We start from the raw sequence: 15,482 nt of genomic DNA, 5'->3' as shown, positions 1-15,482 counted from the left end.
AGCCGGTAGCTGATATCAGCCCTTGGCCGCCATCGCCGTCACTTCGACTTTCATCCCTTCGAACGCCAGCGAGGCCACGCCCACCGCCGCACGCACCGGCCAAGGCTTGGCGAAGAAGCGTTGGTACACCTCGTTGAATGCCGCACGATCAGCCATGTCGGTCAGGTAGATGGTCAGGTGCAGCACGCGGTCCATCGAGCTGCCGGCACGCTCCAGCGCATCCTTGAGCGCCTGCAGGGTGCACTCGCTCTGGGTGACGATATCGCCCAGCTCAAGTTCGCCATCGGCGCGAATCGGGACCTGTGTGGTGACCAGGATACCGTTGTACTCGGCGACATCGGAGGAGATGGACGCGGCGTCCGCATCGGGGGTGAAAGTGATACCTGTCTGGGCCATGAACGACTCTGCCTTGCTTCGGAAGGAAAAGCGCAAGCCTACGCGAGCCGCGGCCCCCGTCGCAAATGCATTGAAATGGCGCGCCCCGGCCTTCAGAATCGCGCCGATTCTCATGCAAGGGGTTGGCGTTGAACGAACAGACATTGTCGCAGCGGCTGGAACGCGTGGCGGCTCACATCCCGCCGGGGGCGCGCCTGGCCGATATCGGTTCCGACCACGGCTTCCTGCCGGTGGTCCTGGTATTGCGCGGCGCCATCGAGGCCGCAGTGGCCGGCGAGGCAGCGGCAGGGCCTTGCGAGTCAGCCCGGCGCAACGTACACCGCAATGGGCTGGACGCGCGCATCAGCGTGCGCCTGGCCAACGGTCTGGCTGCCATCGAAAGCGACGATCGCATCGACACCATCAGCCTTTCGGGCATGGGCGGGGAAACCATCGTCGAGATCCTCGAGGCAGGCAAGGCGCGATTGCAGGATGGGCAACGCCTGGTGCTGCAACCCAACGGCGGCGAACAACCGCTGCGCCAGTGGTTGATGGACAACGGCTATCGGATTGTCAGCGAAGAAGTGTTGCGGGAAAACCGCTTCGACTACGAGATCATCGTCGCCGAACAGGCCGGCTCGGTGCGCTACAGCCCGCAGGAGCTGTTGTTCGGCCCCTTGCTGATGCGCGAGAAAAGCTCGGCGTTCATCAACAAGTGGCAGCGCATGCGACGCCAGCGCCAGCAGGCATTGGCCAACTTCGAACGGGCCAGGGAAGTCCCCCAGGACAAGGCTCGGGCCTTTGCGATGCACATCGACTGGATTGACCAGTTGCTGGCCTGAGGCTCATTGCTGCGAGCAGTCGCCCATTTCACTGTAAGCGACCTTGTGTGTCTGGCCCTGGTGGTCGACATAGACCATGTGCGCAGTGCCGACCTGGCAGTCGGCAGCGTTACTGGCCGGGGTGATCGACACCACCTTGGCGATATCCAGCGGCATACCGTATTCGTAAACCTGGCCCTCGGCAGACGGCGAGCGAGGCTGCTCGGCGAAGGCAGCCATGGGGAGCAGGGCGCTACACAGCGCAAGTACGGCGATCGAGCGTTTCATGATGAACTCCAGATGAGGTTTCCCTCATGATCCATTCGTTGGTGTTTCACAATAAATGGGCTAGAACGTGATAGATTCATGCCTTCAAGGTATGAATCACGCTGGAGCGTCACGTCATGGACATGCTGCACGCAATGCGCACTTTCGCCCGGGTAGTGGAATGCGGCAGCTTCGCCGCAGCCGCCAATGCGCTGGACATTTCGGCGGCGCAGGTGTCGCGGATCGTCGCCGAACTGGAAAACCAGTTGCAGACTCGCCTGCTGCATCGCACCACCCGGCGGCTGCGCATGAGCGAGGCGGGGGAGCGGTTTCTCGAGCGCTCACGCCAGATCATGCTGCTGACCGAAGAGGCTTTTGACGAAGCACGCGGCGCCCACCTCACACCCCGTGGACGGCTGCGCGTGCATTGCAGCCATGGCCTGGGCCTGCTGATGATGCCGTTGGTGGCACGCTACAACGCCTCATGCCGTGAAGTGGTGATGGAGCTTACCCTGTCCCAGCGCAACCCCGACCTGCTCGCCGAAGGGCATGACGTGGTCATTGCCATCGGCCAGGGCCTGCCAGACTCGCAACTGATCGCCATCCCGCTGGGCAGCATCTACAGCGTGCTGTGTGCATCCCCCGACTACCTGGCCCGCCACGGCGTACCCAAGCGCCCTGAAGACCTGCACGAGCATGTCTGCCTGCGCACGGTCGATCCCCTGTTCGAGGAGGACTGGCCCTTCGGTGACGCGCCCGACAGCTGCGTGATCTCGCCCCAGGACACCTTTCTCACCAATGTGGCCGATGCGATGGTCAAGGCGACCGAGCTTGGCATGGGGATTGGCCTGTTGCCGTATTACTCGGCCAGCCAGGCGCTGGAGGACGGCCGCCTTTACCGGCTGCTGGCCCCGTATAGGTTGCGGCAAAGGGAGATCTACGCGATCTACCCGTCGCGGCACTATCTCGATGCCAAGGTGCGTACCTGGCTGGACTTTCTCAAGGAGCAGTTGCCGGTGCTGTTCCAGGCGCACGAACGGCTGGTGGATGACCCACGCTGCTGGCGCTAGACCTTACTGGCTATCCTGATCCTCGGCAGTGCCACCGGACGCCCCGGCGCCACTGCCGGTAGCTTCGCCAGTGCTGCTCGAGCCACCAGTGCTGCCGTCGGCTGCGTCGGCGTTGCTGCCGGTGTCACTGCTGTCGTTACCCTTGCTGCCGCCAGGGCTGTTGACGCTGCTGCCGTCTCCGGCGGTCTGGCCCTGCGTGGCGGGTGCCTTGTGATCGGTATGGTTGGTGTCGGACGCGGCGAAGCTGGCACTGGAAGCCAGCCCCAGGGCGAGGAAGAAAAACAGCGGGCGCATGGGAACCATGGTAAATCTCCTACGAGGATGATCGTCCTTCGTTCGGCTGCGCGCAGGGAAGCTGAGTGCCCGGTGTGCGACGGGCGGTCGTGGGGATGCGGCGCAGCCCCACGCGGGCACTTCGATCAGGCACTTCGATCAGGCAGGCTCGGAGCGTGTGAGCGGAGCGCTTTCACCCGTGACGGCATCGACGATCGGCGGATGATCCTGCGCGGCATGGATCAGTTCTTCGGTCATGCGCAGCTCGGCGCCGGTCGGCGAGAAGGTCGCGGTGGGCGCGAAGGGGGCCGGATGTTGTGGGGCGGGGCGCTTGCCACGTCGCCAGACGAAGAAGCTGACCATGGCCAGGTTGATCACGGCGAAGGCCCAGAACAGTCCGGCCTCGCCATAGGAGGTCATCACCGGCGAGATCGCCAGCGGGCTCATCGCCGAGCCCAGCGAGTTGATCAGCAGCAGGCCCTGGATCATCGGCACCAGCGCATCCATCGGCGCGCGGTCGGCGGCGTGGCTGACCGCCACCGGATACACCGCGAACACACCACCACCCAGCAGAAACAATGCGGCTGGCAGCCAGGCCGAGGTCGGGGGCAACAGCAGGATGACCAGCGACAGCACGACGCACAGCGTGCCCAGGGCGATCAACACATCCTGGCGATCCTTGCGGTCGGACCAGCGCCCGACCGGGTACTGCAGCAGCATCGCGCCCAGGATCACCCAGGCCATCATGCGCCCGACTTCACCGACATCCAGGCCAATACGCTGCAGGTACAACGGCAGCAGGGCATACACCGCAGCAATCGCCACACCCGAACCGAAACAGCCCACCAGGCCGCTTGGCGTCACGCCCAGCAATTGCCGTGGCTTGAGCGGCTCGACCTGCTCCAGCAGCGGCGATACCCGCGGCAGGATCACGATCGGCAGTACCGACAGTGCCGCCAGCATGCCCGCAACGGTGAACGGTGCACTGGTCCCCAGGCTCACCAGCTCGCCGAGCATTGCCTGACCCAGCACGCCCGCGCCGTACAGCGCGATCATGTACAGGGCCAGCAGGCGCCCACGAATCTTCGCGTCGCCGGCCAGCAGCAGCCAGCTTTCGATCACCAGGAATACGCCGACCGTGGCCCAGCCGTTGAGCAGGCGCAGGGCGAACCAGCCCCAGGTGTCGACGAACAGGCCTTGCAACAGAATGGTCGCGGCAATCAGCGAGGCGAAACTGCTGTAGGCACGGATGTGGCCGATGCGCAGGATCAACCGGTCGTTGAAGATGGCACCGAGGGTGAGGCCGATGAAGAAGCCTGACGAGACGATACCGATCATGGTTGCCGATTCGCCGGCTTCGCCAAGGCGCAGGGTGGTCAGGGAATACAGCAGGCCATTGCCCAGGGCAATGATGAAAAGCCCGAGCAGGGGTGCCAGCGCCATCGCCAGCAAACGCGGAGACATACGTACCTCAAGTGATCGATCAGCGAATGAGCCTCTTCGACCACGCGCGTCTGACCAGACCTCGAAGGACCGGGGCTGCACGTAAGTGCCAGGGCGGGGATGCAACCAGGGCAAGACTCAACCGCAGACTCGGAGCGCGAGATCGGGCGGGGTCGGTTGAGCCTGTTGCACATGCGCGATGTGGCTGAGGCACGGACGTTGTCATTGCTGCCGGTAGCCACCGTACGAGGCGACTGGGCGAAAAGGGCGCGGCATTCTACGCCCGCGCCCCATCACTTGCCAAAGCCCTCGTGGTGCGACAGGAGGCCGCACCCTCTGCTGATCAGGACGAAGGCTTGGCTGCTGCGTCCTGGCCGCTGTTGCTGTTGACCTGGGCGTCTTGCTGGGCGGCCTTGGCGGCTTCGCGCTTGGCCACCATGGCTTTGCTCTGCTGCTGTTGCAGGGCCCAGCGGGCATGGTGTTCCTGCAGGCGATCGGCGCCGCCTTCGGCGAAGGCGGAGGTTACGGCGGTGGCGGCCAGCAGGGCCAGGGCATAGCGCAGGGATTTCATGGTTTGACTCTCCATCGTAGTTTGATTCTTTCCGGGCCTTGCAAGAGAGGCCGATGGAAAGAGGATGGAGGGCCAGGATTTTCTCAGGATTAACAACAATCAGATGTTTGACCGTTGGTCGCCTTGCTTTTGCTGCTTCTTCGGTTGCCGGGCACGCGATGGCCGCGGGCCTGGCAATCGAATGCCCTCAGTTTTTCGGCAAGTCCCGCGTACGCAGTTTTTCCGGCAGGGCAAACAGCAACAGCACAGCAGTCACCAGGCTCGTGGCTGCGATCAGGTAAAGCGCTGGCGTGGTGCTGCCCGACAGATCGCGGATACGCCCGACCAGTACCGGGCTGACGATCCCACCCAATTGCCCCAATGTGTTGATCAGCGCGATGCCACCGGCAGCCCCGGCGCCTGCGCCGGCCAGCAACTTCGGCGGCAGCGCCCAGAAGCTCGGGATGGCCGCCACTACACCCGCGCCCAGCAGACCAAGGGAGACGATCAACAAGGGCGTGTGGTCATCGAACAGCCCAGCGCACAGGAACCCTACGGCGCCAAGGCTGATCAACCCGGCGGTAAACCAACGTCGCTCGCCGGTCGCATCCGACCACCGGCCGCACACCACCATGGTAATTGCCCCGCAGATATAGGGCACTGCCGTCAGCAGGCCAATCATCGACGGGTTCTCCGTGCCCGCGCTGCGGATCAGCTGAGGCGCCCAGAAGTTCAGGCCGTAGGAGGCGATCTGGATCAGGAAGTAGATCAAACCGAGCATCAGGAAACCGGGAATGCGGATCGCCTGGAGCAACGAACCCTGCCCGTGGGCGGCCTGCGCCGGCTCGATGCGTGAGCGCAGCAACTGTTTTTCCCTGTCGCTGAGCCAGCCGGCGTCTTCGATGCGGTCCTTGAGCTGGGTCAGCACCAGCAACCCAAGCAGCACACAGGGCAGGCCGCCAAGCAGGAACAGCCAGTGCCAGCCGCGCATCTGCATGACGCCGTCAAGATGACCGAGCACCAGGCCCGAGAACGGCGCGCCGAACAGCCCGGCGAAGGCCGATGCCAGGAACAGCAGCGAAGTGATGCGGCCACGGAAATGCTGCGGGAACCACAGCGTCAGGTAGTACAGCACGCCGGGGGCGAAACCGGCTTCCATGGCGCCGATGATGAAGCGCAGGGCGTAGAACTGCCATTCGCTGGTGACGAACACCATGGCAGCGGTGGCCAGGCCCCACGAAATCATGATCCGTGCGATCCAGCGACGGGCGCCGACCTTGTACAGCATCAGGTTGCTCGGCACCTCGAACAGCACGTAGCCGACCACGAACAGGCTCGCCCCCAGGCCGTAGGCGGTGTCGCTGAAACCAAGGTCGGTCTGCAGCTGGAACTTGGCGAAACTGATGTTGATGCGGTCGAAGAAGGCGAACAGGTAACACACCATGATCAACGGCATGAGGCGCCAGGCAACCTTGCGGACCAGGGCTTTTTCGCTGTCGGCGCCATCGGTGGCACCCAGCGGCAGGGCGGAAAGACTCATTGATGTTCTCCAGTCGGGCCGCCCTGTGGGCGGCCTTGTTGTTCTTGTTGTCTGGCGGGGCCGCGGCCCCTTAGTTGTGACGAAGAGTCAGCCGGGCAGACCGGCCGGTAGCGGATGCAGGTCGCAATTGCGTCCTGCCTTGACCAGTTGCCCCGGCACCTCGTGGCCGAGCAGCCCAGGCAGGGTGCGCGACATCTTCAGCAGGCCGTCGAGGTCGATGCTGGTAGGGATGCCCATCTCGATGCACAGGTTGACCAGGTCCTCGCTGCAGATGTTGCCCGATGCCCCCGGCGCGAACGGGCAGCCGCCCAGCCCGCCGAGCGCGGCATCGAAGCGCCGCGCACCGGCCTCGTAGCCCGCCAGTACATTGCACAGGCCCAAGCCACGGGTGTTGTGAAAGTGCAACGTGAGCATCGACGCCGGCAGGCGCTCAAGGCTGCGCCGCACCAGGCGCGCGACCTGACGCGGATTGGCCATGCCGGTGGTATCGGCCAGGGTCACGCCTTGTACCCCCAGCTCCAGGTAGGCGTCGAGCAGGCGCAGCACCAGGTCTTCCTCGACGCGACCTTCGAACGGGCAGCCAAACGCGGTGGCGACACTGGCGTTGAGGCTGACTGCCTGACCTTGCACGGCCTGGACGATATCGCCAAAGCCCGCCAGCGACTGTTCGCGGCGCATGCGCATGTTGGCCAGGTTGTGCGACTGACTGGCCGACAGCACCAGGTTCAGCTCGTCGGCCCCAGCAGCCAGTGCCCGCTCGGCGCCTTTGAGATTGGGGATCAAGGCGACATAGACCACACCCGGCTGACGCTGGATGCCACGGAACACCTCGTCACCATCGCGCAACGCTGGGATGGCCTTGGGCGAAACGAACGAGCCTGCTTCGATGCGGCTGAATCCGAGCTTGGACAAGCCATCGATCAGGCGGATCTTGTCTTCGGTCGGCACCCAGGTCGGTTCGATCTGAAGGCCGTCACGCGGGGCAACTTCCTGCACCACCAGCCTGTCTGTGTGGTTATCGGTCATTGCACCACCCCCTTGGCCCGCAGGCCGATGACTTCATCGGGGCTCAAGCCCAGCCCGGCCAGCAGTGCATCGGTGTGCTCGCCCAGCGCCGGGCCTTGCCAGTCGACACGGCCAGGCGTGGCCGACAGCTTCGGCACGATACCCGGCATGCGCACCGGGGTGCCGTCGGGCAACTGGCTGTCCAGCAGCATGTCGCGGGCCTGGTAGTGCGGGTCGTTGACGATATCGGCAACCGAATAGATGCGCCCGGCCGGGACCTCGGCGGCTTCCAGCGTGGCCAGTACCTGGTCGATCGGGTGGCGGCGGGTCCAGCCCTCGATGGCGTCGTCGAGCTGAGCCGATTGCGCGGCGCGACCATCGTTATGGGCAAACGCCTCGGCCTCGCCCAGGTCTGGTCGGCCGATGGCCTGCATCAGGCGGCGGAAGATCGGGTCGCTGTTGCCGGCGATCACCACGAACGCGCCGTCGGCGGTGCGGTAGGTGTTCGACGGCGCGATGCCGGGCAGGGCACCACCGCTGCGTTCACGCACATGCCCCAGCAGGTCGTACTCCGGCACCAGGCTTTCCATCAGGTTGAACACGCTTTCCACCAGCGATACATCGACCACCTGGCCGACACCGCCATTGGCACGCACATTGAACAGCGAGAGCAAGGCGCCCATCACCGCGTGCAGCGAGGCCAGCGAGTCGCCCAGGCTGACGCCTGCCCGCGCCGGTGCCGAGCCCTGTTCACCCGTGGTGTAGCGAATACCGCCCATGGCCTCGCCGATTGCACCGAAGCCAGGCCGGTCGCGATATGGGCCGCTCTGGCCATAGCCGGAGATACGCACCAGGGTCAGGCGTGGATTGAGCGCATGCAGTACGTCCCAGCCCAGGCCGAGCTTTTCCAGCGCGCCGGGGCGCAGGTTCTCGATCAGCACGTCGGTGTCGGCCAGCAGGCGCTTGACGATGGAAAGGCCTTCAGCGGCCTTCAGGTCGAGGGCCAGCGACTTCTTGTTACGCGACTGCAAGTACCACCATAGCGAGGTGCCGTCGTGCAGCTTTCGCCACTTGCGAAGTGGATCGCCCTGGCCCAGGGCTTCGATCTTGATGACTTCGGCACCGAACTCACCGAGCAGGCGAGCGGCGAAGGGGGCGGCGATCAGCGTGCCTATTTCCAGGACCCTGATGCCTTGTAGCGGGGCAGGCATGGTGCGTACCTCTTTGTTCTTGGACTTTGAGGTAGAGGCTACGACTGGCGCCGGGAACGCACCAATCCTGTGTCGGCAACAACCGTTCACCAAATGCGAAGGGTAGGGGCGACACCCCTCAGCCGCCAGGCTCAGCCGCGCGCAAATGCTCGAACAGCAAGCGGCTCACCGGCGACAGCGACTCAAGGTCCCGCGCCACCAGCAGCAACTCACGCTCGGCCCACTCGTCGCTCAGCGCCACCGCACGCAACCCCAGCGCACCGCCAAACAACTCGAAGGCCTTGCGCGGCAGGATCCCCACACCCATGTCAGCCTGCACCATGCGGCACACCGCATCGAAGCTGGGTACATGAATACGCAGGCGCAAAACCCGCCCGGCGCGGCGAGCGGCCTCGTGGGTACGCATGTTGATGGAGCTGGCCGAGTGCAGGCCGACAAAGTCGTTGTCCAGGGTTTCGGCGAAGTCCACCTGCGCCTGGTGCGCCAACGGATGCCCTTCACGCACCACCAGCACCAACTGGTCGCGTCTGTAGCGCACCTTGAGCAGGTCGCGGGTGTCGCTGTCGCTGGAGCAGATACCCAGGTCCGCCACGCCATCGAGCAATCCCTGGATCACGCCATTGCTGGGGCGCTCCTCCAGGTCCACCTTGATCCGTTCGTGTTGCGCGGCGAACAGCGCCAGGTCTTCAGGCAGAAACTGGATGATCGCCGACAGGTTGGCGAGCATGCGCACGTAGCCGCGCACTCCCTGCAAGTGCTCGCCCAGTTCCAGGCCGATCTTCTCCAGGTTGAACAGCATGCGCCGGGCGTGGTGCAGCAGGGTTTCCCCGGCCGGGGTCAGGCTCATGCCTCGGGCCTGGCGGGCGAACAGTGGCGAGCCGAGCGCTGCTTCCAGCTCGTTGAGGCGCTTGCTTGCCGCCGACAATGCGATCGCTTCGCGCGCGGCGGCACGGGTCAGGCTACCTTCCTCGTGGATGGCGACGAACAACTGCAAGGTCACCAGGTCAAGACGACGGATGAGGTTGTTCAACTGCATGGCCAGACGCCCTTACTTGCCCGTTGATGCCGTGCGCGAGCGCAGCACAGTCGCCAACCCCACGGTCAGCACCACCGCCAGCCCCACGGCGAGCAGGAAGGTCAGAGCGATACCCAGGTGCGGCAGCAGCGCGCCGAGGCTCAGGTAGAAGGCAATCACCCCGACGGCACCGATGGCGTTGCCGCGGATCATCCCGGCCATGGAGAAACGCCCACCCTGGACATGGGAGAACACCACCAGTGGCCAGGCGATCACCGGAATCGGCGCGAGCATGCCGCTGACGGCAGGCCCCAGCCAGCTCGCCGCGCCTGTGGTGAGCATCAGCAGACTAGTTGCAGCGACCATGCGCATGGGGATTTCCCACCAGCGCGGCCTGATCTGCGCAAGCTGCGCCGGGCGTGGCTCGCGGGCCGTGGCCCAGACCAGCAGCACCACCAGGCACAGGGCGACAACGATCGAAACCGGCAGATTGCCCCAATGGGTCAGTACATAGGCTGCCACGCCGTACAGCGCGAGCGACACCAATGCCGTGAGCGCCACGCCAAGCCTGCGGCTGGCGAACAGGTAGCAGGCATAGCTGGCCTGGACCGCTGCCAGCCCGCCGAGTGCGCCCGGTATGGCGTTCAGGGAGAAGGCGGTGCCTTGTTCCAAGCACAGGAAGATCATGACCAGCGCCGAGGTGATCGGCATGCCGGAGAGCAAGCCGCCGAGCAGCCCTCCCCAGCGCCGCGAGGCCAGGGAGACAGCCCACATCAGAAGGGGAGTGACAACGAGCTTGAGGTAGAAGAGCGTCATGACGGCAAGCGGTCCGTTTGTTCTTGTCTGGCCGCAGGGCTGAGCCTGCGGCCGCGACATTGTCGATCATCCTCTGCGTCAATGACACCGCTTTGTTTCAGCGACTGGCGTCGAGCACTACCCGGTAGCGCGCCTTGCCGCTGCGCAGATGGTCGATCGCCGCGTTGACCTGGCTCATCGCGAACTGTTCGACCTGGGGCACGATCTGGTGGCGTGCACAGAACTCGAGCATTTTCGCCATCGCCGCCGGGGAACCGACCGGCGAGGCAGACAGGCTCTTCTGCTGGAGCATGAGGTTGAACACGTGCACCGGGATAGCCCCGGGTACCACACCGACGAAGTTCACCCGACCTCGGGTACCGAGGGTGCCGATCATGGCGGTCCAGTCCAGGTCGGCGTTGGCAGTCACCAGGAGGAAATCGAGGGTGCCAGCAATGGCTTTGAGCGCCTGGCTGTCGGTGGAGGCCACCACCTTGTGCGCCCCCAGGCGTCGGGCTTCATCCTGCTTGCTCAAGGATGAGGTGAACGCGGTCACCTCGCAGCCCCAGGCATTGAGAAACTTCAGCGCCAGGTGCCCCAGCCCGCCGATGCCGACCACCCCGACGCGATCGGTGGGTTTGACGCCGAATGACAGCAGTGGGTTGAACACCGTCGAACCGGCACAGAACAGGGGACCGACAAGGGCAGGGTCGAGGCCGTCCGGCAGCGGGATGGCCCACGCCCAGTGCGCGCGCAGGCGGTCGGCGAAACCGCCGTTGCTGCCGATGATCGTCGGTCGGGCCGAACCACACAGGTTGTGCGAGCCCTCCATGCACGGCGCGCAGTGCATGCAACTGCCTTTGTACCAACCGATCCCGACCCGCTGGCCAACCTGCAGCCCGGTCACCCGATCGCCGACCTGCTCGATGCGCCCGACCACCTCGTGGCCAGGAATGAACGGGTACTGGGTCAGCCCCCACTCGTTGTCGATCATCGACTGGTCGGAATGGCAGACGCCGCAGTACTCGACAGCGACTTGTACCTCGTCAGCGGCCAGCGGGCCGGGATCATAGCTGTGCCGCTGCAGCGGCGCTCCCGGCGCGGTGGCAGCCCAGCCGCTGAATGACGTGGTTTGGGTGGGATTGCTCATGGGACACCTCCAGAGACTTGGCGAGTGTTACGAAGCCTGGGAAGTGTAGACCGCCCCTGATGCCGCGAGAGTGGCTATGAGCTACTATCCGCCCCCATCGCCTTCGTGCCCCATGCCCCGCCCAGGAGAGTAGCCATGTCACGGGACCTGACAGACAACGAGCAACTGAAACGGATCTGCGAGGATCTGCTGGCAAACGTCGCCTCGACACAAGGCAATCAGCAATGGGTCGACAACGTGCTAAGCGGGATGAACGACATCGCGAACATGAGCCGCGAGGCGTTCATCGACCCTGCGTTTCAGCTCAGCCTGTGGGAGAGCGAGGCGGTCACGACGACTGGGTCGGGCAGCGTGAAGATTGCAGCGGCCGCCAATGACCCAGAGATCGCAGCGTCGCTCTGGACGTTGCGCTGCGACTATCAGTCATGGCTCGCTGAAGACAGCCATCAGCGTAGCGCCAAGCTGCACAAGAGCTGGAACGAAATTCTCCATAAGGCCACCGAACGTACCGGGCGTACGCCACGGTTGAAACTCAGTCGAATCTTCACCTTGTTGTGCCCAGGCGCATTCAGCACCGTCGCGGCGTATCGCAGCCTGAGCGAACTGGCCAAGGCACTGGGCATCAAGCACCACAATGCCTCGCTCGTACATCTTCAGGAAGATGTGCTCGAGCGCCTGACCGAGGTCCTGGGGCCCATCAACGAGCCTCGCAGCGAAGAAGGTGTGAAGCGCCTGACTCTGCCCTGGTTGCTGGTGGAGGAGTTGCGCAGCGCCAACAGCGAAGCGACGCAAGTGCGCTCGGCATCGGGCGTACTGCAGCTCAACCCACTTGCACCGGAACGGCGCCGCCGAGGTATGCAGCCTATCGCCGGCGGTCTTGGGGCGATCCGCTCGATGATCGAGTTCGTCGGTGATGGCTGCAGCCGGGAAGACTTCACCGTGCACTTGCAGACGCTCAACCCCAAGGCAAAACCCGATGCTCCGCGCGGGCTCATCTATGCGTTGATCGCAGAGTGGGACGTGATCAAGGCGGTTGCCGGGGGCCTGGAACTCACCGCGCGAGGAGAGGCGCTGCTGGAGTCCGGCGATCCGGACGAGGTGCAGGACTGGATGCTCACCCGCATCCTGGGCTTCGACTTCCTGCTCTGCGAACTGGCTAAAACATCCATGTCCAGGCGCCAGGCAATCGATGCCCTGAAAACCCTCAATCGCGCCTGGACCTCGGACGGCCGCCCCAGCGCGCTGATTTCCTGGATGCCAAAGCTGCAACTGGTGGATTTCACCGGCAAGAAGATGCAGTTGAGCGAACGAGGCCGGCAATGGCAGAAACTGGTGATCTGGAATCCACTTGCACTGCCGAGTGACGCCGACCCTGTCGACCTGACCGAATTCATGGACGATGAGGACGAGGTGGAGGATGTCGCCGAGGAGCGCCCGAGCCTCATGCAGATCATCGAGCGCTTCGATCCCCAGCTGAGCTTCCCCGCGACCCTCATTGCCCAGCTCGATGCAGGGCTGTGGTCACACCCGCGTCGGCACTTCGCGGTACTGACCGGGCTGAGCGGTGCCGGCAAGACGCAGCTTGCGCGCAACTATGGGCTGAGCCTGTGGAACGATATGCAAGCAGCGAAGCAGGGCACCCTGGTAGTGCCCGTGCAGCCCGGCTGGCACGACGACTCCAGCTTGCTGGGTTATGTCAATCCGCTGGATACCGACCATTATGTACGTACCCCTGCGCTGGAGTTTCTGCTGCAGGCGGCCAGCGACCCTTTGCGCCCCTATACCCTGGTCCTGGACGAAATGAACCTGGCGCATCCAGAGCAGTACATGGCTGCCTTGCTTTCGGCCATGGAAACCGGCGATGCAATCGTTTTGCACAATGAGCCTGACGAAGTGGCCGGTGTGCCCGACAGGTTGCCGTACCCGAGCAATCTGCTGTTGATCGGTACGGTGAACATGGATGAGACCACCCATGGGCTGAGCGACAAGATTCTTGACCGAGCGGCTGTCATCGAGTTCTGGGATATCGATGTCCAGGACTACGCAGGCTGGAGCCAGAGCCGACTTGGCAGCGAGCAAGTGAGCCGGGTTCGAACGGTGATCACCGAGCTGGCGCAACTGTTGCGACCGGTGCGCCTGCACTTTGGCTGGAGAACCTTGCAAGCGATTATCGGTTACCTGGAGCAGACCGAGCGCGGCAAACTCCTGACATTCGACCAGGCGCTGGACCAGGCCATCTACTCACGGATCCTGCCCAAACTGCGCGGTGAGGACAGCCCGCGACTGACGGAGGTGTTCGACAAACTGCAACGCGCTCTGCGGGCCGCCCGATTGCCGCTGTGCGCCGCCAAGGTCGGCGACATGCTGGATGACCTGAGCCATAGCGGCTCGGCCCGGTTCTGGCGATGACCAGGATCATGCTGCAGTGCACTGTGGAAGGTGGCGAAACCTTTGCGGTCGAGCCCGATGTCCTGGCACAGGGCTTTGTCGAGCGTGGCACCTACACCTTCACTGCACCGTCCGGGCGCTTTCTGTACGTCGATGACATGCCGCTGGCAGCTTCGATCCAGAGCGCTCATACCAGTTGGCAATGGTCGCCGGGTTTCTATGCCGGTCAGGTAAACGTCGAGCTGATGGCCGAAGACGGCGGCTTGCTGGAGCGCTACCGTCTCGATGTCAGTGCGCATCCGGAAAAACTGGGCGGCGAACAATTCAAGGCGATGCTCGATCACCTGTTCGACGTCGACCCCGGGTTGCTGCTGGGCAATGAGGCGGGGCAGACGCGCATCGGCGAGCAGATGGCCTGGACCGATCCGCACCTGCGCTATGCACGGCTGCGCCGCCATGCCGACAGCGTGCTGGCAGCATTCAGGCTGGTCAGTGATCGGCCACTGTCACGGCTGCACAGAACGCACGATGTGGTGCCGGCACATCGGGTCAAGCGTGTCGATAGCGTCGCGCTACGCAAGGCCCTGATGAGCCCGAACGGACGTGCGCTGCTGCATCCCGACAGCCTTGAGCGCCCGCAGCCAAGCCGCATCGGGCTGGAAGTCAGAACGCCTTACGACAGTTACGACAATCCAGCCAACCAGGCCTTGGCCTTGATGCTCCACAAGTTGCTTCGCCGCTGTGTCCAGGTGCGCGGCGAACTGCAGCGGGCGGCCTTGTCGGAGCGCGAGAGCAGTACCCGTTCAGTGCTCGCGCCGCGGATACAGCGTCGAATCGGTTATCTCGATGCTCTGCGCGCAAGGCTTGAGCGTACAGCGCGCCTTCCCCTGTTCGCCAATCTCAGTCAACGCCGACTTTGCGCCGCCGGACTGAATGCAATCAGTGCCCATCCGGCCTATGCCCGCGCTTATCGCCTTACCTGGCAGGCACTGCGCCCAGGCGTTACGGGAGCAGGGGATGAGTCGCTGTGGGTCAGCCCCACCTGGGAGATCTACGAGCGCTGGTGTTATCTGGTACTGGTGGAGCGGCTGAGGGCTCGCCATCCCCAATTGCAATGGACCAAGCGCAGTACTGCCAGAGATCATATTTGTTGGCATGGCGAAGGCCTGCAAACCACGCTAGAGATCCGTCTTCAGGCCCGCTTTCCCGCTGTCGACCAAACGCCAAGCGACGGGCGTGCGAGCCTGTCGAAAGAGCGCCGCCCGGATATCACGGTGATCCTGCGTAGACCAGGCCAAACCCGGTTGGTGGTGCTGGATGCGAAATACAGCACCAGCCGCGACGTGATACTCGAAGCGATGAGTTCGGCGCACATCTATCACGACAGCCTGCGCTGCGATGATATCGCGCCCTCGGCAGCCTGGTTGCTGGTTCCCCATGCGCAGCAAGTGCCGGTGCTGGCACAACAGGCGTTTTTATCCAGGCACGGGGTAGGGGTGCAGGCACTGGCCGAGGAATCGCAGGCGGACGAGCTGGCGGAGCGGTTGATGAACGTACTGCAGGGTGGTTGGCTATAGAT

The 15,482-nt window shown here is 64.1% G+C and carries 15 protein-coding genes; 4 read left to right on the top strand and 11 right to left on the bottom strand.

What is annotated here, in order from left to right; all coding sequences use genetic code 11:
• Positions 1-15: 15 nt before the first annotated feature.
• Complete coding sequence (locus tag ACK3BK_RS12600) at positions 16-396, bottom strand: RidA family protein (RefSeq protein WP_186664618.1); 381 nt, start codon at positions 394-396, stop codon at positions 16-18.
• A 128-nt stretch (positions 397-524) separates the two neighbouring features.
• On the opposite strand from ACK3BK_RS12600, the gene ACK3BK_RS12595 reads away from it, so the two are divergent.
• The gene (locus ACK3BK_RS12595) at positions 525-1,217 is read left to right on the top strand and encodes a tRNA (adenine(22)-N(1))-methyltransferase (protein WP_186664620.1); all 693 of its coding nucleotides are present in this window, start codon (positions 525-527) and stop codon (positions 1,215-1,217) included.
• Between the two features lie 3 nt (positions 1,218-1,220).
• On the opposite strand, the gene ACK3BK_RS12590 is transcribed toward ACK3BK_RS12595, so the two are convergent.
• On the bottom strand, positions 1,221-1,484 hold the full coding sequence (locus tag ACK3BK_RS12590) for a DUF2790 domain-containing protein (RefSeq protein WP_186664621.1): 264 nt from the start codon (positions 1,482-1,484) through the stop codon (positions 1,221-1,223).
• Between the two features lie 116 nt (positions 1,485-1,600).
• On the opposite strand from ACK3BK_RS12590, the gene ACK3BK_RS12585 reads away from it, so the two are divergent.
• A complete protein-coding gene (locus ACK3BK_RS12585; RefSeq protein ID WP_411382514.1) occupies positions 1,601-2,533 on the top strand; it encodes a LysR family transcriptional regulator in 933 nt (310 codons plus the stop codon).
• A gap of 3 nt (positions 2,534-2,536) precedes the next feature.
• Here the strand turns inward: ACK3BK_RS12585 and ACK3BK_RS12580 are convergent, their stop codons facing one another.
• The 9 genes from ACK3BK_RS12580 to ahr all read right to left on the bottom strand — a co-directional run bounded on the left by ACK3BK_RS12580 (position 2,537) and on the right by ahr (position 11,515).
• Complete coding sequence (locus ACK3BK_RS12580; protein ID WP_186709176.1) at positions 2,537-2,836, bottom strand: hypothetical protein; 300 nt, start codon at positions 2,834-2,836, stop codon at positions 2,537-2,539.
• A 129-nt stretch (positions 2,837-2,965) separates the two neighbouring features.
• Positions 2,966-4,270 (bottom strand): MFS transporter, encoded by a 1,305-nt coding sequence (locus tag ACK3BK_RS12575; protein WP_186664626.1) that lies wholly within the window; start codon positions 4,268-4,270, stop codon positions 2,966-2,968.
• 322 nt (positions 4,271-4,592) lie between these two features.
• The gene (locus ACK3BK_RS12570) at positions 4,593-4,820 is read right to left on the bottom strand and encodes a hypothetical protein (RefSeq protein WP_186664627.1); all 228 of its coding nucleotides are present in this window, start codon (positions 4,818-4,820) and stop codon (positions 4,593-4,595) included.
• Positions 4,821-5,007: 187 nt separating this feature from the next.
• Positions 5,008-6,339 carry an MFS transporter gene (locus tag ACK3BK_RS12565; RefSeq protein WP_411382513.1) on the bottom strand — a complete coding sequence of 444 codons (1,332 nt, stop codon included), beginning with the start codon at positions 6,337-6,339 and terminating at the stop codon, positions 5,008-5,010.
• Between the two features lie 87 nt (positions 6,340-6,426).
• The gene (locus ACK3BK_RS12560) at positions 6,427-7,365 is read right to left on the bottom strand and encodes a hydroxymethylglutaryl-CoA lyase (protein ID WP_411382512.1); all 939 of its coding nucleotides are present in this window, start codon (positions 7,363-7,365) and stop codon (positions 6,427-6,429) included.
• On the bottom strand, positions 7,362-8,555 hold the full coding sequence (locus ACK3BK_RS12555) for a CaiB/BaiF CoA transferase family protein (RefSeq protein WP_186664630.1): 1,194 nt from the start codon (positions 8,553-8,555) through the stop codon (positions 7,362-7,364). The genes ACK3BK_RS12560 and ACK3BK_RS12555 overlap by 4 nt, the downstream gene beginning before the upstream one ends.
• Positions 8,556-8,673: 118 nt before the next feature.
• Complete coding sequence (locus tag ACK3BK_RS12550) at positions 8,674-9,591, bottom strand: LysR family transcriptional regulator (RefSeq protein WP_186664631.1); 918 nt, start codon at positions 9,589-9,591, stop codon at positions 8,674-8,676.
• A gap of 12 nt (positions 9,592-9,603) precedes the next feature.
• The gene (locus ACK3BK_RS12545) at positions 9,604-10,386 is read right to left on the bottom strand and encodes a hypothetical protein (protein WP_186709185.1); all 783 of its coding nucleotides are present in this window, start codon (positions 10,384-10,386) and stop codon (positions 9,604-9,606) included.
• A 97-nt stretch (positions 10,387-10,483) separates the two neighbouring features.
• On the bottom strand, positions 10,484-11,515 hold the full coding sequence (ahr, locus tag ACK3BK_RS12540; protein WP_186709186.1) for an NADPH-dependent aldehyde reductase Ahr: 1,032 nt from the start codon (positions 11,513-11,515) through the stop codon (positions 10,484-10,486).
• A gap of 135 nt (positions 11,516-11,650) precedes the next feature.
• Here ahr and ACK3BK_RS12535 point away from each other — a divergent pair, with 135 nt between their 5' ends.
• Positions 11,651-13,924: an McrB family protein gene (locus ACK3BK_RS12535; protein ID WP_411384431.1), complete on the top strand. Its 2,274-nt coding sequence runs from the start codon at positions 11,651-11,653 to the stop codon at positions 13,922-13,924.
• A gap of 8 nt (positions 13,925-13,932) precedes the next feature.
• Positions 13,933-15,480, top strand: a complete 1,548-nt coding sequence (locus tag ACK3BK_RS12530) for a DUF2357 domain-containing protein (protein WP_411384430.1) — start codon at positions 13,933-13,935, stop codon at positions 15,478-15,480.
• The last annotated feature ends 2 nt before the right edge of the window (positions 15,481-15,482 follow it).

The sequence above is a fragment of the Pseudomonas sp. L7 genome (genome assembly GCF_046605565.1).
In the GTDB taxonomy this organism is placed as follows: Bacteria; Pseudomonadota; Gammaproteobacteria; order Pseudomonadales; family Pseudomonadaceae; genus Aquipseudomonas; species Aquipseudomonas wayambapalatensis.
This window is presented reverse-complemented; position numbering and strand designations above follow the sequence as displayed.